The sequence below is a fragment of the Ochrobactrum sp. SSR genome (genome assembly GCF_030067775.1).
GTDB lineage: Bacteria > Pseudomonadota > Alphaproteobacteria > Rhizobiales > Rhizobiaceae > Brucella > Brucella teleogrylli.
In genome coordinates, this window is the sequence record NZ_CP125969.1 from 2,254,424 (window position 1) to 2,270,990 (window position 16,567).

A 16,567-nucleotide genomic window follows, 5' to 3' on the forward strand; every position below is an offset into this window, starting at 1 on the left:
CTTATGAAAGAAACGATTCGCATTATTGGCATCGATCCGGGCCTGCGCCGCACGGGGTGGGGCATTGTCGAATCGCTTGGCAATTCGCTGCACTTCATCGGCTCGGGCACGGTGACGTCGAATGCCGAGATGGATCTCGCCTCGCGTCTTTGCCAGTTGCATGAGGGGCTTTCCAAGGTCCTGCATGAATTCATGCCGCATGAAGCTGCGGTCGAACATACTTTCGTCAACAAGGATGCGACCGCAACGCTCAAGCTTGGCCAGGCGCGCGGCATCGCGCTGCTGGCACCGGCCCAGGCAGGTCTACCGGTGGCGGAATACGCGCCGAATGCGGTCAAAAAAGCGGTGATCGGCGTCGGTCACGGCGAAAAGCAACAGATTCACATGATGGTCAAAGTACTGATGCCGCGTGCGTCGTTCGATACGAGCGATGCCGCCGATGCGTTGGCTATTGCCATTTGCCATGCCCATCATCGTCAGAGCATTGTAAGCGCCCGCCGGATGCAGGCGTTGTTAGCGGGGTAGAACCGGAATGATCGGCAAGCTTAAGGGCGTGATCGATGAAATTGCCGAGGATCATGCCGTCATCGACGTGCATGGCGTCGGCTATGTGGCGTTTTGTTCGGCGCGCACGCTGGGCAATCTCGGCGGAGCGGGCGAGGCGGCCATTTTGTTCATCGAAACCTATGTCCGCGAGGACATGATCCGCCTTTACGGTTTCGCCAATCAGCTTGAGCGTGAGTGGTTCCGCCTGCTGCAAAATGTGCAGGGCGTCGGCGCCAAGGTGGCTCTGGCCGTGCTTGGCACATTGTCGCCGTCGGAACTCGCCAATGCGATTGCGCTGCGAGACATCGCCATGGTGTCGCGTGCGCCGGGCGTCGGCAAGAAAGTGGCGGAGCGCATCGTCACCGAATTGAAGAACAAGGCCCCGGCTTTCGCTGGTGAGGCGAGCGGCACCATCGGGCTCAAGCAGGAGCTTGGAGCCGGTGCGGCCCCGGCCCCCGTCGCGGATGCCGTGTCGGCGCTTTCCAATCTCGGTTATTCGCGCGATCAGGCGGCGAATGCCGTCGCGGCTGCGCTGAAAGAAGCGGGCGAGGATGCCGATTCGGCAAAGCTCATCCGGCTTGGTTTGAAGGAATTGTCGCGGTGATTAGCTTGTGTCGGCGATATGTTCATGCGAGGAGGAAGGCATGAGCGACCGCAACCCTCTCATCGATGCCGACAAACGCGTGGACGAAGACAATACGCTGCGCCCGCAGACGCTTGACGATTTCGTGGGGCAGGCAACGGCGCGCGCCAATCTCAAGGTCTTCATCGAAGCGGCCAAGGTGCGCGGCGAAGCGCTGGATCATGTGCTGTTCGTCGGACCTCCCGGTCTCGGCAAGACGACGCTGGCGCAGATCATGGCTAAGGAGTTGGGCGTCAATTTCCGCTCCACCTCCGGCCCGGTCATCGCCAAGGCTGGCGACTTGGCGGCTCTGCTGACCAATCTCGAAGAGCGCGACGTGCTCTTCATCGATGAAATTCATCGTCTGAGCCCCGCTGTGGAAGAAATTCTCTATCCGGCGATGGAAGATTTCCAGCTCGATCTGATCATTGGTGAAGGCCCAGCAGCGCGCTCGGTAAAGATCGATCTTGCCAAATTCACGCTGGTTGCGGCGACGACGCGTCTTGGTCTCCTGACCACGCCGTTGCGTGACCGCTTCGGCATTCCGGTACGGCTCAATTTCTATACCGTCGACGAACTCGAATATATCGTGCGCCGTGGCGCGCGCATCATGCAGATGGGCATTTCGCCGGATGGTGCGCTGGAAGTCGCACGCCGCTCGCGAGGCACGCCGCGCATCGCCGGACGCCTGCTGCGCCGTGTGCGCGATTTCGCGCTGGTCGCCGGTAGCGACGTCATCGACCGCAAGATTGCCGATGAAGCGCTGTCGCGGCTTGAAGTGGATAATCGCGGCCTCGACCAGCTCGACCGGCGTTACCTCAATATCATTGCACGCAATTTCGGCGGTGGTCCAGTCGGGATCGAAACCATCGCGGCGGGGCTTTCCGAACCGCGCGATGCGATTGAAGACATTATTGAACCCTATCTCATCCAGCAGGGCTTTCTGCAGCGCACGCCGCGCGGTCGCGTTCTGACGGCGATTGCGTGGCAGCATCTGGGATTGCCTGCGCCCGCCGAAATCATCCAGCAGGCGCAATTCGGCCTCTTCATGGAAGACAATGACTAAGACAACCGGGACTGATCGAAACGACCATGCGGCGCTTGAAGGCGTATCGGGTGCGCTGAAAGACGGGGCGCATCACCTTTATGCGCGCATCTATTATGCCGACACGGATTTTTCAGGTTTTGTCTATCACGGGCGCTATCTGGAATTTTACGAGCGCGGACGCACCGACTTCTTGCGCTTGCAGGACGTGCACCATATCGAGCTTGCCGAAGGTGCGCTTGGTGAAGAAATGGTCTGGGTCGTGCGGCGCATGGAGATCGATTACAAGTCTCCGGCCCGGATGGACGATCTGATCCTGATTGAAACGCGTGTCAGCGAAATACGCGGCGCGCGGGTCATCATGGCGCAGACAATCACCTGCGAAGGGCGCCTGCTTTCGGAAGCGAAAGTGGAAGCGGTGATGATCACCAAGGAAGGCCACCCGCGCCGGATACCGGACGAGTGGCGCGAAGCGTTTACCAAGGGACGCTGATTTTCTGCCGCCCTCCCAAGAATTGAGGGTGCGCCTATCGCGTTTATTTTTAAAGCGCTGGCTTATTTGATGACCGAATTTGGCATCCTGGGCCGTTATTGGTGTAAATGCTAACGCATCTTTAACCATAATCTCCGATTAATCATCCTGACGGAATCGGTTGAAGGGCAGGCGGCAAGCGCAGCGCCTTCCTTTCACCAAAATTAACCGTAACAAGCGCCGTAGGGATTTAAAGTTGTAAATCCGGCATGTGTGCTTTGGGGCGGTTGCGATGCGAATGTCTGCATGTCCTGCCTGGATGTGCGAACAGCGCTTGAAGCAGTTTCGGGAAAAGTGCCGAGCGTTTTTCCTGATCCAACTGCATCGAACAAGACGTAAAGCTGCGCAGATTTGGATCACCCGCATCAATGGGCGATCCGTGACGATTTGCGATGCCGCCCGGTCCCGTGCCGGGCGTTTGGATTCAAAAACAGGATATTTCCAGCAGAAGTACGAAACAGCTCTGCGGATGGAAATGCCTAAAGACAGAGAAGGTTGGGGTCTGCGGTCCGGGTGTCGGACCGGCAAGAACCTCGAAACGGTGGATCGATGGAAAATGTTGCGTTAGCGGCCCCCGCCGCCGATGTTACCCTCTGGGGCCTGTTCATGCAGGCAAACTGGGTGGTCAAGCTGGTCATGCTGGGCTTGCTTGGCGCTTCGGTCTGGACCTGGGCTATCGTCGTGGACAAGGTGATCGCCTATAGCCGCGCACGCCGCGCCATCGACCGCTTCGAACAGGCTTTCTGGTCGGGCCAGTCTCTGGAAGAACTCTATCGCAATCTGGGCGAACGCCGCACCACCGGCATGGCGTCGATCTTCATGGCCGCCATGCGCGAATGGAAGAAATCCTTCGAGAAGGGCGCACGTTCCCCCATCGGCCTTCAGATGCGTATCGACAAGGCGATGGATGTCGCGTTGGCGCGTGAAAGCGAAAAGATGGAATCGCGTCTCGGCTTCCTTGCCACCATCGGTTCCGCGGCGCCGTTTATCGGTCTGTTCGGTACGGTTGTCGGCATCATGACCTCGTTCCAGGCCATCGCGGCCTCCAAGAATACCAGCCTTGCGGTTGTGGCGCCGGGTATCGCCGAAGCCCTTCTCGCGACGGCCATCGGTCTTCTTGCCGCTATCCCGGCCGTTATCGCCTACAACAAGCTCTCGTCCGATGCGGGCAAGATCGGCGGACGACTTGAGGGTTTTGCGGATGAGTTCTCCGCCATACTGTCGCGCCAAATTGATGAGAAGCTGACGCCGCGCAGCTAAGCGCCTTCCAGCGAATACGGCAAATCGAGCTTTCGGGAATTTTGCAATGGGCATGTCGGTCGGAAATGGAATGCAGTCGGGCGGACGCCGCAGGCGCGGTCGCAGACAAGCATTGATGAGTGAAATCAACGTTACGCCGTTCGTCGACGTAATGCTGGTGCTGCTCATCATCTTCATGGTCTCTGCGCCGCTTTTGACGGTTGGCGTGCCGATTGACCTGCCGGATACGCAGGCCAAGGCGATGAACGCCGATACGCAGCCGATCACGGTTTCGGTCAGCAATGAGGGCAAGATCTACTTGCAGGAAACCGAAATTCCGATCGAAGAGGTTGTGCCGAAGCTTCAGGCCATTTCCAAGACGGGGTATGACGAGCGCATTTTCGTGCGCGGTGACAAGGCTGCCGATTACGGCACCGTCATGAAGGTCATGGCCCGCATTTCCGCCGCCGGTTTCAAGAATATCGGCCTTGTGACTCTCCAGGAGCAGGATAGCTGACGCCATCATGAAGGCTGGCCTGACATCTTCTGTAGCGCTCCATACCATCGTCATTGCGCTGGGGCTCTTTTCCTTTTCCTCGCCGAAGGCTTTCGACGTGCAGGATTCGGAATCGTTCCCGGTCGACATCGTGCCGATTGAATCCATCACGCAAATTCAGCAGGGCGAAAAGACGGCACCCATGAAGGAGAAGTCTGCGCCGATCCCGACCACCAAGCCGCAGACCGTTCCCGATGCCCAGAATGTCGGCGATCAGGACGTAGACACCACGACCCCGCCGAAGCCCGATACCAAGGCAAAGCCTATCGAGGCGGCGGAAGAGCCCAAAGCCCAGCCGGAACCGGTGAAAAAGCCGGAACCGAAGCCGGAGCCAAAACCCGAACCAAAGCCGGAAGAAAAGCCGACGCCGGTTCCCGCAACAGAAATGCAGGCCAAGCCTGAACCGAAGCAGGAAGTGAAGCCTGATCCGGTGGCGGAGGCCATCGAAAAGCAGGCCGAAACGCCGGATGCGAACACGCCGAAGCTGCCGGACAATGTTCCCGCGCCGCAGTCCAAGCCGAAGCCGCCCCAGGCGCAGACCGCCAAGACGCCGGATCGCAAGCCGACGGAAGAAAAGAAGCCGACGCAGTCCGCATCGCAGACCTCGCAGTCGAAGAAGGATGCGATTGCCGATGAGGTTGCAGCCCTTCTCAACAAGCAGAAGGCTTCCGGTGGTGGCGCGAAACGTTCGACCGATCAGGCTTCGCTCGGCGGCAAGAAGAATACCGGCGGCTCGAAGCTGAGCCAGAGTGAAATGGATGCGCTGCGCGGTGCGATTTCCAAGTGCTGGAACGTGCCTGCCGGTGTGGCCGATGCGCCGGGGCTGGTTGTGACCGTGAAGATGAAGCTGAACCAGGACGGATCTATTCAGGGCGTCCCGGAAGTGACATCCGGCGGCGGCGGCGACGGCGTTGGTCGCGCGGCGGCGGAAAGCGCCAAGCGCGCGGTTGCACGCTGCGCCCCGTATAATCTGCCCGTCGACAAATATGATTCATGGTCGGAAGTGATCGTCAACTTCGACCCGAGCGAAATGTTCTGATCGGGGTTTCCCGGTCGCCAGACTAAATGAAGCCCAGTAGGGGCAAAGGACAAAAGAGGTCCCAGAAGATATGAAAACCGGCATCATGAAAACAAAGATCCGGACAGTCCTCTCGGCTTTCGCCTGCATGATTGCCGCAAGTCTTGTCTGCACCATGCCAGCGCGCGCCGTGGTGGAAATCAACATCAACAAGGGTGTGATCGAGCCTCTGCCGATCGCCATCACGGATTTCCTGTCCGCGGACCAGCTTGGTCCGAACATCACGTCGGTCATCGCTGCCGATCTTGAGCGGTCCGGCCTATTTGCGCCCATCGACAAGGGTGCCTTCATTGAAAAGATTTCCAATCCCGATGCCGCGCCGCGCTTCGAGGACTGGAAGGTCATCAATGCGCAGGCACTGGTCACCGGTCGCATCACCAAGCAGCCGGATGGCAGGCTAAAGGCTGAATTCCGTCTCTGGGATACGTTTGGCGGTCAGCAGATGATTGGCCAGCAGTTCTTCACCTCGCCGGATAACTGGCGTCGTGTCGCCCATATCATCGCCGACGCCATCTATGAGCGCCTGACGGGTGAAAAGGGCTATTTCGATACGCGCATCGTTTTCGTCGATGAATCCGGCCCGGCCCAGAAGCGCATCAAGCGCCTCGCCATCATGGATCAGGACGGCGCGAATATCCGTTATCTATCCGATGGTCGCGACATGGCGCTGACCCCGCGCTTCTCGCCGAACCGTCAGGAAGTCACCTATATGTCGTTCGCTGGCGGTCAGCCAAAGGTTTACCTGCTGCAGCTCGAAACGGGCCAGCGTGAACTGGTCGGCAATTTCCCAGGCATGACCATCGCGCCGCGCTTCTCGCCGGATGGCCAGAAGGTCGTCATGAGCCTGCTTCAGGACGACGGCAGCGCCAATGTCTACGCAATGGATCTGCGCTCGCGCACCACGACCCGTCTGACCAACAGCCAGGCGATCGATACCAGCGCTTCCTATTCGCCGGATGGTTCTCAGGTTGTGTTCGCATCCGACCGCGGCGGTCGCCCGCAGCTCTATATCGCCGGTGCCGATGGCTCCAATCCGCGCCGCCTGTCGATGGGCGACGGCAGTTATTCCACACCGGTCTGGTCGCCGCGTGGCGATCTCATCGCCTTCACCAAGCAGTCGCAGGGTCAGTTCTCGATTGGCGTGATGAAGACCGACGGTTCGGGCGAACGCCTTCTGACATCGGGCTTCCACAATGAAGGTCCGACCTGGGCACCGAACGGTCGCGTGCTGATGTTCTTCCGCAAGGCGGCAGGCGCGGGCGGTCCAAAACTGTTCACCATCGATCTGACAGGTCGTAACGAACGTCAGATCCAGACGCCGAATTTCGCGTCCGATCCGGCCTGGTCGCCGCTGCTCGAATAGGCTGACGGTCGGAGAATCATAAAAAGATTAAGGCGCGGGATTTTGGTTCCGCGCCTTTTTCATTGGTCCTTATCGAGCGATATGCGATGTTTTTGGCCTACATTTAAGGCGATTGCCATAATCCGCCCCAAAAGCCCTGTTTCTGCCGCATTTTGCCATCAAGGCCTAAAAGCAGAATTGCAGTCGGAAACGCCGGTTGCATTTGGTCTCAAGACAATATTAACCATACTTCTTGAGCCTGCATTAACCTCGATATGATTATTGGTTGGTTACGCAGGAACATCAAATCTTAAGGAGCCTCGGCCCATGCGCCGCATCCAGTCGATTGCACGTAGCCCGATCGCTATTGCCCTATTCATGTCGCTCGCCGTCGCCGGTTGCGCATCCAAGAAGAATCTCCCGAACAATGCCGGTGATCTCGGCCTCGGCGGTGCAGGCGCGGCAACGCCCGGCTCGGCGCAGGACTTCACGGTCAATGTCGGCGACCGCATCTTCTTCGATCTCGACTCGTCGCTGATCCGCGGAGACGCACAGCAGACGCTTTCGAAGCAGGCCCAGTGGCTGCAGCGTTACCCGCAATATTCGATCACCGTCGAAGGTCATGCTGACGAACGCGGCACGCGCGAATACAACCTCGCTCTCGGCCAGCGTCGCGCAGCCGCCACCCGCGACTTCCTCGCTTCGCGTGGCGTGCCGACCAACCGTATGCGCACCATCTCTTATGGTAACGAACGTCCGGTCGCAGTTTGCGATGCCGACTCGTGCTGGTCGCAGAACCGCCGCGCAGTCACCGTTCTCAACGGTGCCGGCAGCTAAAATTTGCAAACGCACAACAGCGTTGCAGGAAAAGCGGCCTTCGGGCCGCTTTTTTTGTTTTCATGCCAATGGATCAGGCGTTTCGACAAACTTTGGCCGAAGTCACGCCTGTCATAGTGAACCGAGATCAGGGAAAGCATCTTTGCTTTTCGCGGATTTGCTCTAAAAGCGGAACTGGCCGTGCGGTATGGCGTGTTCAGCAAGCATTCAGGCGCGGCACTCGATCATCCTGTTCATTGTAAACTCGCAGGGGCAATAGGGAATGAGGACAACAATGAGGAAAGTGACACTGGCAATCGCCATGCTGCCGCTTTTGGCGAGTGCTCCGGTTTTGGCGCAGACTGGCGATCCGGGTGCAAACCAGTATTCGCAGCAGGTGTGCAATCTCGCGCATCAGAACGCGCAATCCTACAGCAAAATCCTGCAGCTCCGCGACAGAATCGTGAAAATCCATCGCGATAACGAAGCCCGTTTTCAGGCGCTCGAAAAGGGCAAAGGCGGCGGACAGAATCGCGTCAGCGTTGGCTCGACCGCTATTCTCGATGACGCCATGCGTGGCGGCGGTGCATCCGCACAGAATGGCGGCTACCAGAGCCCCGGCATGTTACAGGAACTGGTGCGTAACCTGACCGGCAAGATTGAGGATGTGGACGCGCAGATCGCCTTCACCGACAATCAGCTGCAAAAAACGCAGGAAGACAACGAATTCCGGTTCGAGGAACTCGAAAAGAAGAACGGCATCACCTCACCGGCTTCGAGTGTGGCGGGTCAGTCGGCTGCAGCCGCACCGGCCCCGGGCGCCGATCTTTGTGCGCAGGGCGGAGGCGATGCGGTCAGCATGGCCGATACGCTGGGCATGCGCGCTGAGGCCATGAACTTCCAGATCCTCGAAATGCAGGATCAGATGCAGAAAATGCAGGAAGAATATGAGCAGCGCTTCCAGTTTCTTGAAACGGGCAAGCGCGCCGAAACCGGTGAGCGGTTGGGCAATGGCGGCGGTTCCAGCGATGGTAGCGCTCTCGCCAGCAGCGGTGCCGCCGGAAACCCTGATGCCGGGGTTTCCGCAAGTGCCGGTCAGGACGGTTCGATTTCGGACCGGACACCAGCTCTGGATGCACCGCAGACCGCACAATCGGGCGCAGTCGGCGCCGATTCTCTTGCTACTGGTACAACCGGTTCGGGCGCGATGGCGCAGGGCGGCCCCCAGCGCGGCGAGCCGCCGCAGACATTGGGGTCTATCCGGTTCGATTCCAGTGGCAATGTAATCGGCGATTCGTTGAGTGCTACACCACGCCCCGTCGAACAGGGCGGTCTGCCTGCTGGCCAGGGTTCCGCTGGGAATGGCGGCGCGCAGGACGGCACGGCGGTTGCTTCGCTGCCAATGGGCGATAATCCGAACACGCTCTATCAGGCGTCGTATCAGTATCTGATGTCGGGTGACTACAAAGCTGCCGAATCGGGTTTCCGCCAGCATGTGAAGCGCTATCCGGCTGATCCACAGACGGCGGAAGCGCGCTTCTGGCTGGGAGAGTCGTTGTACGGTCAGGGACGTTATCCAGAGGCTGCGACCGTGTTCATCGACACGCAGCGCGACTATCCCGATTCCCGCCGTGCGCCGGAAAACATGTTCAAGCTCGGCATGACGCTTGAGAAAATGGACAATCACGACGTTGCCTGCGCGACTTTCGAGCAGATTCCGCAACGTTATCCCAAAGCGGCTCCCGCCATTTTGAAGCGCGTTGCCGAAGAACGCACACGCGTAAAGTGCTGATTGCGGAGTTGTTTCGTGGGGCTTTCCCCGACTGATATTTTTAAATCTTTTCATCTGGATCAGGCAAAGACTGTTATTGCGGCCGTTTCCGGTGGCAGCGATTCGCTGGCAATGCTGTTCCTGCTTAAGGATTATTTGGCGACACTGGTTCACTGCCCGGCATTGCTGGCGGTGACTGTTGATCATCGCTTGCGTCCCGAATCAGCCGAAGAGGCTGAAAATGTCGGGGTGCTGTGCCGCGAGCATGGTATCGCGCACCGCATTCTGGCATGGGACGATCCCAAGCCGACGCAGGGGCTGGCCGCAGCCGCGCGCAGCGCGCGCTACCGGCTTCTGGTGCAGGCGGCGCATGAAGCGGGCGCGAGTGTGATCGTGACCGGCCATACGCAGGATGACCAGATCGAGACTTTCCTGATGCGCAAGGAGCGCAGCCACCATGCGGAGGCGAGGGGCTTGCCGCCATGGCCGCTCAATCGTGGCTGGAAGGGTCTGTCGAACTGATCCGACCGTTGCTTTCCGTTTCGCGGCAGGCATTGCGGGACGAACTGACAGCGAAAGGTCTCCGCTGGGTTGATGATCCGAGCAATGCCAATCCGGATTACGAGCGCCCGCGTGTTCGCCAGGGCGCTGCTGCTGATGCCGATCCGCAGATTGTTCTGGCGCAAGTGGCTTTGGCCAGCGCGGCGCGCAAGCGCGACAACGCCGCTCTCGTTGCGGCCTTGGCTGATCCCGCGAGTTTGCATGTGGACGCTTGCGACCGGATGGAAATCAACCCGGTTATTTATACCTCCTTGCCCGAAACCGTGCGGCGGCTCTTTTCCGGCCTCGTGGCTTCACTGGCTGGCGGGCGGCGTTTCCTGCCGGGCGACGCCGAGCGGGTGCGTATTGAACGCATCCTGTTGGGCGAACACGAAAGCCAAAAACACGAAAGATTGACCATTTTTGGCGCGTTGATCGAGCGGGGAGCCAAAGGGCAGCCGCATCGCTTTCGCCGCGAGCGGCGCAATTTGCCGTCCGTGCCGTTGCCCGCCGGGGGTAGTTGCATCTGGGATGGGCGCTTCCGCTTTTTCAATACAGGTGACCGCGATTTTGAAATCGCCGCGCCGGGACGACAGGCGCTGATCGATTTTCTGACCGATTCTCCAGTGTCCCTCCCGGAAAATCCTTCAGAAACAAATACGCGATGGCGCGAAGCGCTTCTGGTGCTGCCCGCGGTCTATGTGGATGGAAAGATTGTCTCTCTGCCGTTCCTTCCGGGGCAGAATCTCCCGGCGGAAGTTCGTATGGAGCGGCATTTCGCTTTGTTCGATCATGTGTTGCCGGGATATGATTTTGCACTTGCCCAGGCGATCGAGAAGCGGATTGGCCGTCAAACTTCGCTAAACTCCTAATTTTTATAAACCAGAGTGGGAAGAATCTCCCATGCGGCGTGATACGCGCCTTGGCAACGCCTTCCTTCGATCCTATGTTAGATCGAAACATCGTTCCGCGGTTGCGGAATGGCCGTGGTATCGATTGGACCCGATATGAATCCGAACTATCGCAACTTCGCCCTCTGGGCGATCATTGCTCTTCTTTTGATCGCGCTGTTCAACCTGTTCCAGAGCCCTGGTCAGCGCACGAATTCCCGTGAAGTTTCCTATTCGCAATTTATTGACGACGTATCCAATGGTCGGGTGAAATCGGTCACGATTACCGGCGAGCGCATTACCGGCACCTTTGCCGACAATGGCTCGACGTTCCAGACCTATTCGCCTGGCGATACGGGCCTCGTCGCGCGGCTTGAAAGCAAGGATGTTGCGATCACTGCCCGTCCCGAAAGCGACGGCTCCAGTTCGCTGATTGGCATTCTCCTGTCGTGGCTGCCGATGATCCTGATCCTTGGCGTGTGGATTTTCTTCATGCGCCAGATGCAGGGTGGCTCGCGCGGTGCGATGGGCTTCGGCAAGTCGAAGGCGAAGCTTTTGACCGAAGCGCATGGTCGCGTCACCTTCCAGGATGTGGCTGGCGTCGACGAAGCCAAGCAGGACCTTGAAGAAATCGTCGAATTCCTGCGCGATCCGCAGAAGTTCCAGCGTCTCGGCGGCAAGATTCCGCGCGGCGTGCTGCTCGTTGGCCCTCCCGGAACCGGTAAGACCCTTCTGGCGCGCTCGGTTGCGGGCGAAGCCAATGTGCCGTTCTTCACCATTTCCGGTTCGGATTTCGTTGAAATGTTCGTCGGTGTTGGCGCAAGCCGCGTCCGCGACATGTTCGAACAGGCCAAGAAGAATGCGCCTTGCATCATCTTCATCGACGAAATCGACGCTGTCGGTCGTCATCGTGGCGCCGGTCTCGGCGGCGGTAATGACGAACGCGAACAGACCCTCAACCAGTTGCTGGTCGAGATGGACGGTTTCGAAGCCAACGAGATCGATCATTCTGATTGCCGCGACCAACCGTCCGGACGTTCTTGACCCGGCATTGCTGCGTCCGGGCCGTTTCGACCGTCAGGTCGTGGTGCCGAACCCGGATATCGTCGGCCGCGAACAGATCCTCAAGGTGCACGTGCGCAACGTGCCGCTTGCACCCAATGTCGATCTCAAGGTCGTCGCACGCGGTACGCCGGGCTTCTCCGGCGCGGATCTGATGAACCTCGTCAACGAAGCCGCCCTGATGGCAGCGCGCCGCAACAAGCGTCTCGTCACCATGCAGGAATTCGAAGACGCCAAGGACAAGATCATGATGGGTGCGGAACGCCGCTCCGCCATGACGCCGGAAGAAAAGGCCAACACGGCCTATCACGAGGCAGGTCACGCCATCGTGGCGCTCAACGTGCCTGCCGCTGATCCGGTCCATAAGGCGACCATCATTCCGCGCGGTCGTGCGCTGGGCATGGTCATGCAGCTTCCGGAAGGCGACCGTTATTCGGCCACTTATACCTGGATGGTGTCGCGTCTTGCCATCATGATGGGCGGTCGCGTGGCAGAAGAGCTGAAATTCGGCAAGGAAAATATCACGTCTGGTGCTTCCTCCGATATTCAGCAGGCAACCAAGCTCGCCCGGTCCATGGTCACCCAGTGGGGTTACTCCGACAAGCTCGGTCGTGTGGCTTACGGTGACAATCAGGAAGAAGTCTTCCTCGGTCACTCGGTCTCGCGCACGCAGAATATTTCGGAAGAAACCGCGCAGATCATCGATGCCGAAGTGCGTCGCCTCATCGACGAAGCCTATGCCGAAGCGACCCGCATCCTGACCAAGAAAAAGAAGGACTGGATCGCGCTCGCCGAGGGTCTTCTGGAATATGAAACGCTGTCGGGCGATGAAATCAAGGAACTGATCGCGGGCAACAAGCCGTCGCGCGATCAGGGCAATGATACGCCGTCGCGCGGTTCCGGTGTTCCGAAGGCGGGTAGCCCGCGCAAGCGCAAGAGCAGCGGCGAACCGGGTAATGAACCCGGCATGGAGCCGCAGCCGCAATAAGTTGCTTATGGCAAACAGACAAAGAAAGCCGGGTTTCGCCCGGCTTTTTTTTTGATTATATATCCAGGACAGCTGCCAAGCCCTGCAAAGGCTCGGTTAACGATTTCGGTGCATCATCTTTTGAGGGATACGCCTTTAGCGACCGGCATCGCTTTGGACGCTGCCAAAGACGAAATTGCATAGAACAGGCATTTTAGGATATTAACCCAGAAATTCGCTGTCAGAGTTGCGGGCCTGCGCGACTATTGCGCTCCGTTTGAAAGGAGCGGCATATATCGACGGCGCCGGGATGGCGAAGTGGCTCAACGCAAGGCTAAACATATGACACGGAAATACTTCGGAACTGATGGCATTCGCGGACAGGCGAACAGTTTCCCCATGACGCCAGATGTGGCCATGAAGGTCGGCATGGCGGTGGGCCATATTTTCCGCCGTTCAGGTCAGGTTTCGCGGGTGGTGATCGGCAAGGATACGCGCCGTTCGGGCTATATGCTGGAAAACGCGCTGGTTGCCGGTTTCACTGCGGCGGGCATGGATGTGTTCCTGCTGGGGCCGATCCCGACACCGGCTGTCGCCATGCTCTGCCGTTCGCTGCGCGCAGATATCGGCGTGATGATTTCGGCTTCGCACAATCCCTATTACGACAACGGCATCAAGCTGTTCGGTCCCGATGGCTTCAAGCTGTCAGACGAGATTGAGCTTCAGATCGAAAAGCTGATCGAGGGCGATCTGTCGTCGCTGCTGGCAAGCCATGGGGCCATCGGCAAGGCCAAGCGCGTCGACGGCGACATCTATCGCTATATCGAATTTGCCAAGCGCACCATGCCGCGCAACATCGCGCTCAACGGCCTGCGTGTGGTGATCGATTGCGCCAACGGTGCTGGCTATAAGGTGGCTCCGGCAGCGCTCTGGGAGCTTGGCGCGGAAGTCATCACTATCAATGACGAGCCGAACGGCATCAATATTAACGAGGATTGCGGTTCGACCCATCCGATCGGCCTGATGAAGAAGGTGCAGGAACTGCGCGCCGATGTCGGCATTGCGCTGGATGGCGACGCGGATCGCGTGCTGCTCGTCGATGAAACCGGATCGGTAATCGACGGTGACCAGCTGATGGCGGTGATTGCCGGATCATGGGCCAATAGCGACCGGCTGACCGGCGGCGGCATTGTCGCGACCATCATGTCCAATCTCGGACTGGAGCGTTTCCTGACCGATCACAATCTGACGCTCGCCCGCACCAAGGTGGGCGACCGCTATGTGGTCGAGCATATGCGCGAACATGGCTTCAATGTGGGTGGCGAACAGTCCGGCCACATCGTCCTGTCGGATTTCGCGACGACCGGGGACGGACTGATCTCCGCCTTGCAGATATTGGCTGTCATGCAGGAAGCGGAAAAGCCGCTCAGCGACATCTGCCGCAAGTTTGAACCCGTGCCGCAATTGCTCAAGAATGTGCGCACTGCCGGTGGCAAGCCGCTGGAAAATAAGAATGTAAAACACGCCATCGATGAAGCGCGCGAGCGTCTTGGCGTGCAGGGCCGCCTCGTGATCCGCCCATCGGGAACCGAACCACTGATCCGCGTGATGGCCGAAGGCGATGATCGCGTTCTGGTTGAGAAAGTGGTCAACGATATTGTCGATGTCATCTCGTCGGTGGGCAACGCGGCTTAACTTAATAATAAAAATTTGAATGATTGAAACGGCGCGTCTCTACGCGCCGTTTTTATTTTAGCTGCGTCTAAGATTTATTAAAAAGGATCGTTAAAAAACAAGGTTAAGTTGTAATTAACCTTTCAAAATTATGTTCCCTACAGAAAGCGAGGATGACGCTCTGGCGTCATGATATTTCAATGGGGCAGATGATGAACGGTCTTGTGAAAACTCTTTTCGGCGGCTTGGCTGCATCTGTCGCCATGATGGCTACGGGCGCTTTGGCGGCCGATATGATCGAACCGCCGGTGGTTCCGGAAGTTGTTGTAGCGCCGCCTGCCGTTGGCGGCTGGTATCTGCGCGGCGATCTCGGCTATTCCAAGCCGAAATTCAAGGATGCGGATTACTCAACGATCGACAATTGCGATTGCGGTCCGTCGACATTCGGCAGCAACACGCTTTATGGCGACTTGAAAGGCTCTTTCCTGATCGGCGGCGGCGTCGGCTACCAGCTGACGGATTACTTCCGTACCGATCTGACGATCGATTACATGACCCGCGCAAAGTTCGAGGGCAATACATTCGGTGAAGCCTGCAACGGCGATCTGAATTGCGCTTCCGATGAACGCGCCCATTTCTCGGCGCTGTCGATCCTGGCTAATGCCTATGTCGATCTCGGCAACTTCAGCGGCTTCACGCCTTATGTCGGCGCCGGTATCGGTGGAACGCGCGTCAGATGGAGCGATCTGGACGATGTGCGCTATGGCGGCTCCATGGAAGGCACGGCCAACTGGCGCTTCACCTACGCCCTCATGGCCGGTGCTTCGGTTGATCTGACGCAGAACCTCAAGCTCGATGCCGGTTATCGCTATCGCCATATCAATGGCGGTAAGATGTTTGAAGGCAACCAGTATATTGGCGACGGTTACGACAAGGGCATGGACATTCATGACTTCCGTGTCGGCCTGCGCTACATGTTCGGCGGAACGAATGCGCCTTATGCTCCACAGCAGGTTTCGACCATTGTGGACGGCCCGGTCTACAAGTAAGCGAACACAGAGATATCTGATTGTTGAGGGCCCGGGAAACCGGGCCTTTTTCTTTGCGGCTTCGCTTGAATGACCCCCCAATTTTTATCGGGCGTTAACCATAGGTGTTCATAATTGAGATAATTCTTATGAGCGGGGTTCTCATCATGTTTGCGAAGTGGCGTGCTCTCGATCTGTCGGCCATTGTTCTGGCGGGTTTCAGCGTTGTATCCGTTGCCTCGGCGGCCGATCTCGATGCCGTCGGCTATGAGCCAATTGTCGAAGCGCAGCCGGTTGAAGTCGGCTCCGGCTGGTATTTGCGCGGCGATCTCGGTTACAATATCTCTTCCAAAACCGGCCTTTCGGCCCGCGATCAGTTCGGGAACAGCATTTCCGAAAGCTTCGATCTGGATAAGAATTTCGTGCCTTCGGTCGGTATAGGTTATCAGTTCACTGATTATCTGCGCGCCGATGTGACGGGCAGCTATTCCAAGCAGGATATGGAAGACTTCCCCGCCGAAGCGCGTATCTGGGACATGATGGCCAACGCCTATGTGGACCTCGGCAATTTCGCTGGCTTCACGCCTTATCTCGGCGGGGGACTTGGCTTCGCCAATGTGCGCTATACATTCGATACTGGCGTTGGCGATCTGAAGTCCGACGATGACTATCGGTTCGCCTGGGCGCTGATGGCTGGTGTCGGCATCGATGTTGCCTCGAACATCAAGCTCGATCTCGGCTATCGTTACGGCGTCATCAGCAGCGGTGATGTCGTCAGTGGCAACGGCATCACAATCAGCGATCAGGATATCAAGTCGCATCAGTTGCGCGCCGGTATCCGTTTCACGACCTGGTAGTC

Annotated in this window: 13 protein-coding genes and 2 pseudogenes; all 15 read left to right on the forward strand. The window is 58.2% G+C overall.

Annotated elements, in window-relative coordinates:
* Positions 1-3: 3 nt before the first annotated feature.
* Complete coding sequence (gene ruvC, locus QLQ11_RS10640) at positions 4-525, forward strand: crossover junction endodeoxyribonuclease RuvC (RefSeq protein ID WP_002964793.1); 522 nt, start codon at positions 4-6, stop codon at positions 523-525.
* 7 nt (positions 526-532) lie between these two features.
* Positions 533-1,150, forward strand: a complete 618-nt coding sequence (gene ruvA, locus QLQ11_RS10645) for a Holliday junction branch migration protein RuvA (protein WP_109369751.1) — start codon at positions 533-535, stop codon at positions 1,148-1,150.
* Between the two features lie 40 nt (positions 1,151-1,190).
* Positions 1,191-2,234, forward strand: a complete 1,044-nt coding sequence (ruvB, locus tag QLQ11_RS10650) for a Holliday junction branch migration DNA helicase RuvB (protein WP_121538564.1) — start codon at positions 1,191-1,193, stop codon at positions 2,232-2,234.
* Complete coding sequence (locus tag QLQ11_RS10655; protein ID WP_109369749.1) at positions 2,227-2,706, forward strand: YbgC/FadM family acyl-CoA thioesterase; 480 nt, start codon at positions 2,227-2,229, stop codon at positions 2,704-2,706. The genes ruvB and QLQ11_RS10655 overlap by 8 nt, the downstream gene beginning before the upstream one ends.
* Before the next feature lie 588 nt (positions 2,707-3,294).
* On the forward strand, positions 3,295-4,005 hold the full coding sequence (gene tolQ, locus QLQ11_RS10660; protein ID WP_078339480.1) for a protein TolQ: 711 nt from the start codon (positions 3,295-3,297) through the stop codon (positions 4,003-4,005).
* Positions 4,006-4,051: 46 nt separating this feature from the next.
* Entirely contained in the window at positions 4,052-4,501 is a 450-nt protein-coding gene (tolR, locus tag QLQ11_RS10665; RefSeq protein ID WP_109369748.1) for a protein TolR, read from the forward strand.
* A 7-nt stretch (positions 4,502-4,508) separates the two neighbouring features.
* Positions 4,509-5,579 (forward strand): cell envelope integrity protein TolA, encoded by a 1,071-nt coding sequence (locus tag QLQ11_RS10670; RefSeq protein ID WP_109369747.1) that lies wholly within the window; start codon positions 4,509-4,511, stop codon positions 5,577-5,579.
* Positions 5,580-5,649: 70 nt separating this feature from the next.
* Positions 5,650-6,981, forward strand: a complete 1,332-nt coding sequence (gene tolB / locus QLQ11_RS10675; RefSeq protein ID WP_109369746.1) for a Tol-Pal system beta propeller repeat protein TolB — start codon at positions 5,650-5,652, stop codon at positions 6,979-6,981.
* Positions 6,982-7,287: 306 nt separating this feature from the next.
* Complete coding sequence (gene pal / locus QLQ11_RS10680; RefSeq protein WP_078339475.1) at positions 7,288-7,797, forward strand: peptidoglycan-associated lipoprotein Pal; 510 nt, start codon at positions 7,288-7,290, stop codon at positions 7,795-7,797.
* A gap of 262 nt (positions 7,798-8,059) precedes the next feature.
* Entirely contained in the window at positions 8,060-9,568 is a 1,509-nt protein-coding gene (gene ybgF / locus QLQ11_RS10685) for a tol-pal system protein YbgF (RefSeq protein WP_121538562.1), read from the forward strand.
* Between the two features lie 15 nt (positions 9,569-9,583).
* Positions 9,584-10,959 (forward strand): annotated as a pseudogene (gene tilS, locus QLQ11_RS10690) (tRNA lysidine(34) synthetase TilS).
* 135 nt (positions 10,960-11,094) lie between these two features.
* A pseudogene (gene ftsH, locus QLQ11_RS10695) lies at positions 11,095-13,027 on the forward strand (ATP-dependent zinc metalloprotease FtsH).
* 321 nt (positions 13,028-13,348) lie between these two features.
* Positions 13,349-14,701 (forward strand): phosphoglucosamine mutase, encoded by a 1,353-nt coding sequence (gene glmM / locus QLQ11_RS10700; RefSeq protein ID WP_371835873.1) that lies wholly within the window; start codon positions 13,349-13,351, stop codon positions 14,699-14,701.
* 191 nt (positions 14,702-14,892) lie between these two features.
* Positions 14,893-15,729 carry an outer membrane protein gene (locus tag QLQ11_RS10705; protein WP_109370309.1) on the forward strand — a complete coding sequence of 279 codons (837 nt, stop codon included), beginning with the start codon at positions 14,893-14,895 and terminating at the stop codon, positions 15,727-15,729.
* A gap of 146 nt (positions 15,730-15,875) precedes the next feature.
* Positions 15,876-16,565, forward strand: a complete 690-nt coding sequence (locus tag QLQ11_RS10710) for an outer membrane protein (RefSeq protein ID WP_109370308.1) — start codon at positions 15,876-15,878, stop codon at positions 16,563-16,565.
* The last annotated feature ends 2 nt before the right edge of the window (positions 16,566-16,567 follow it).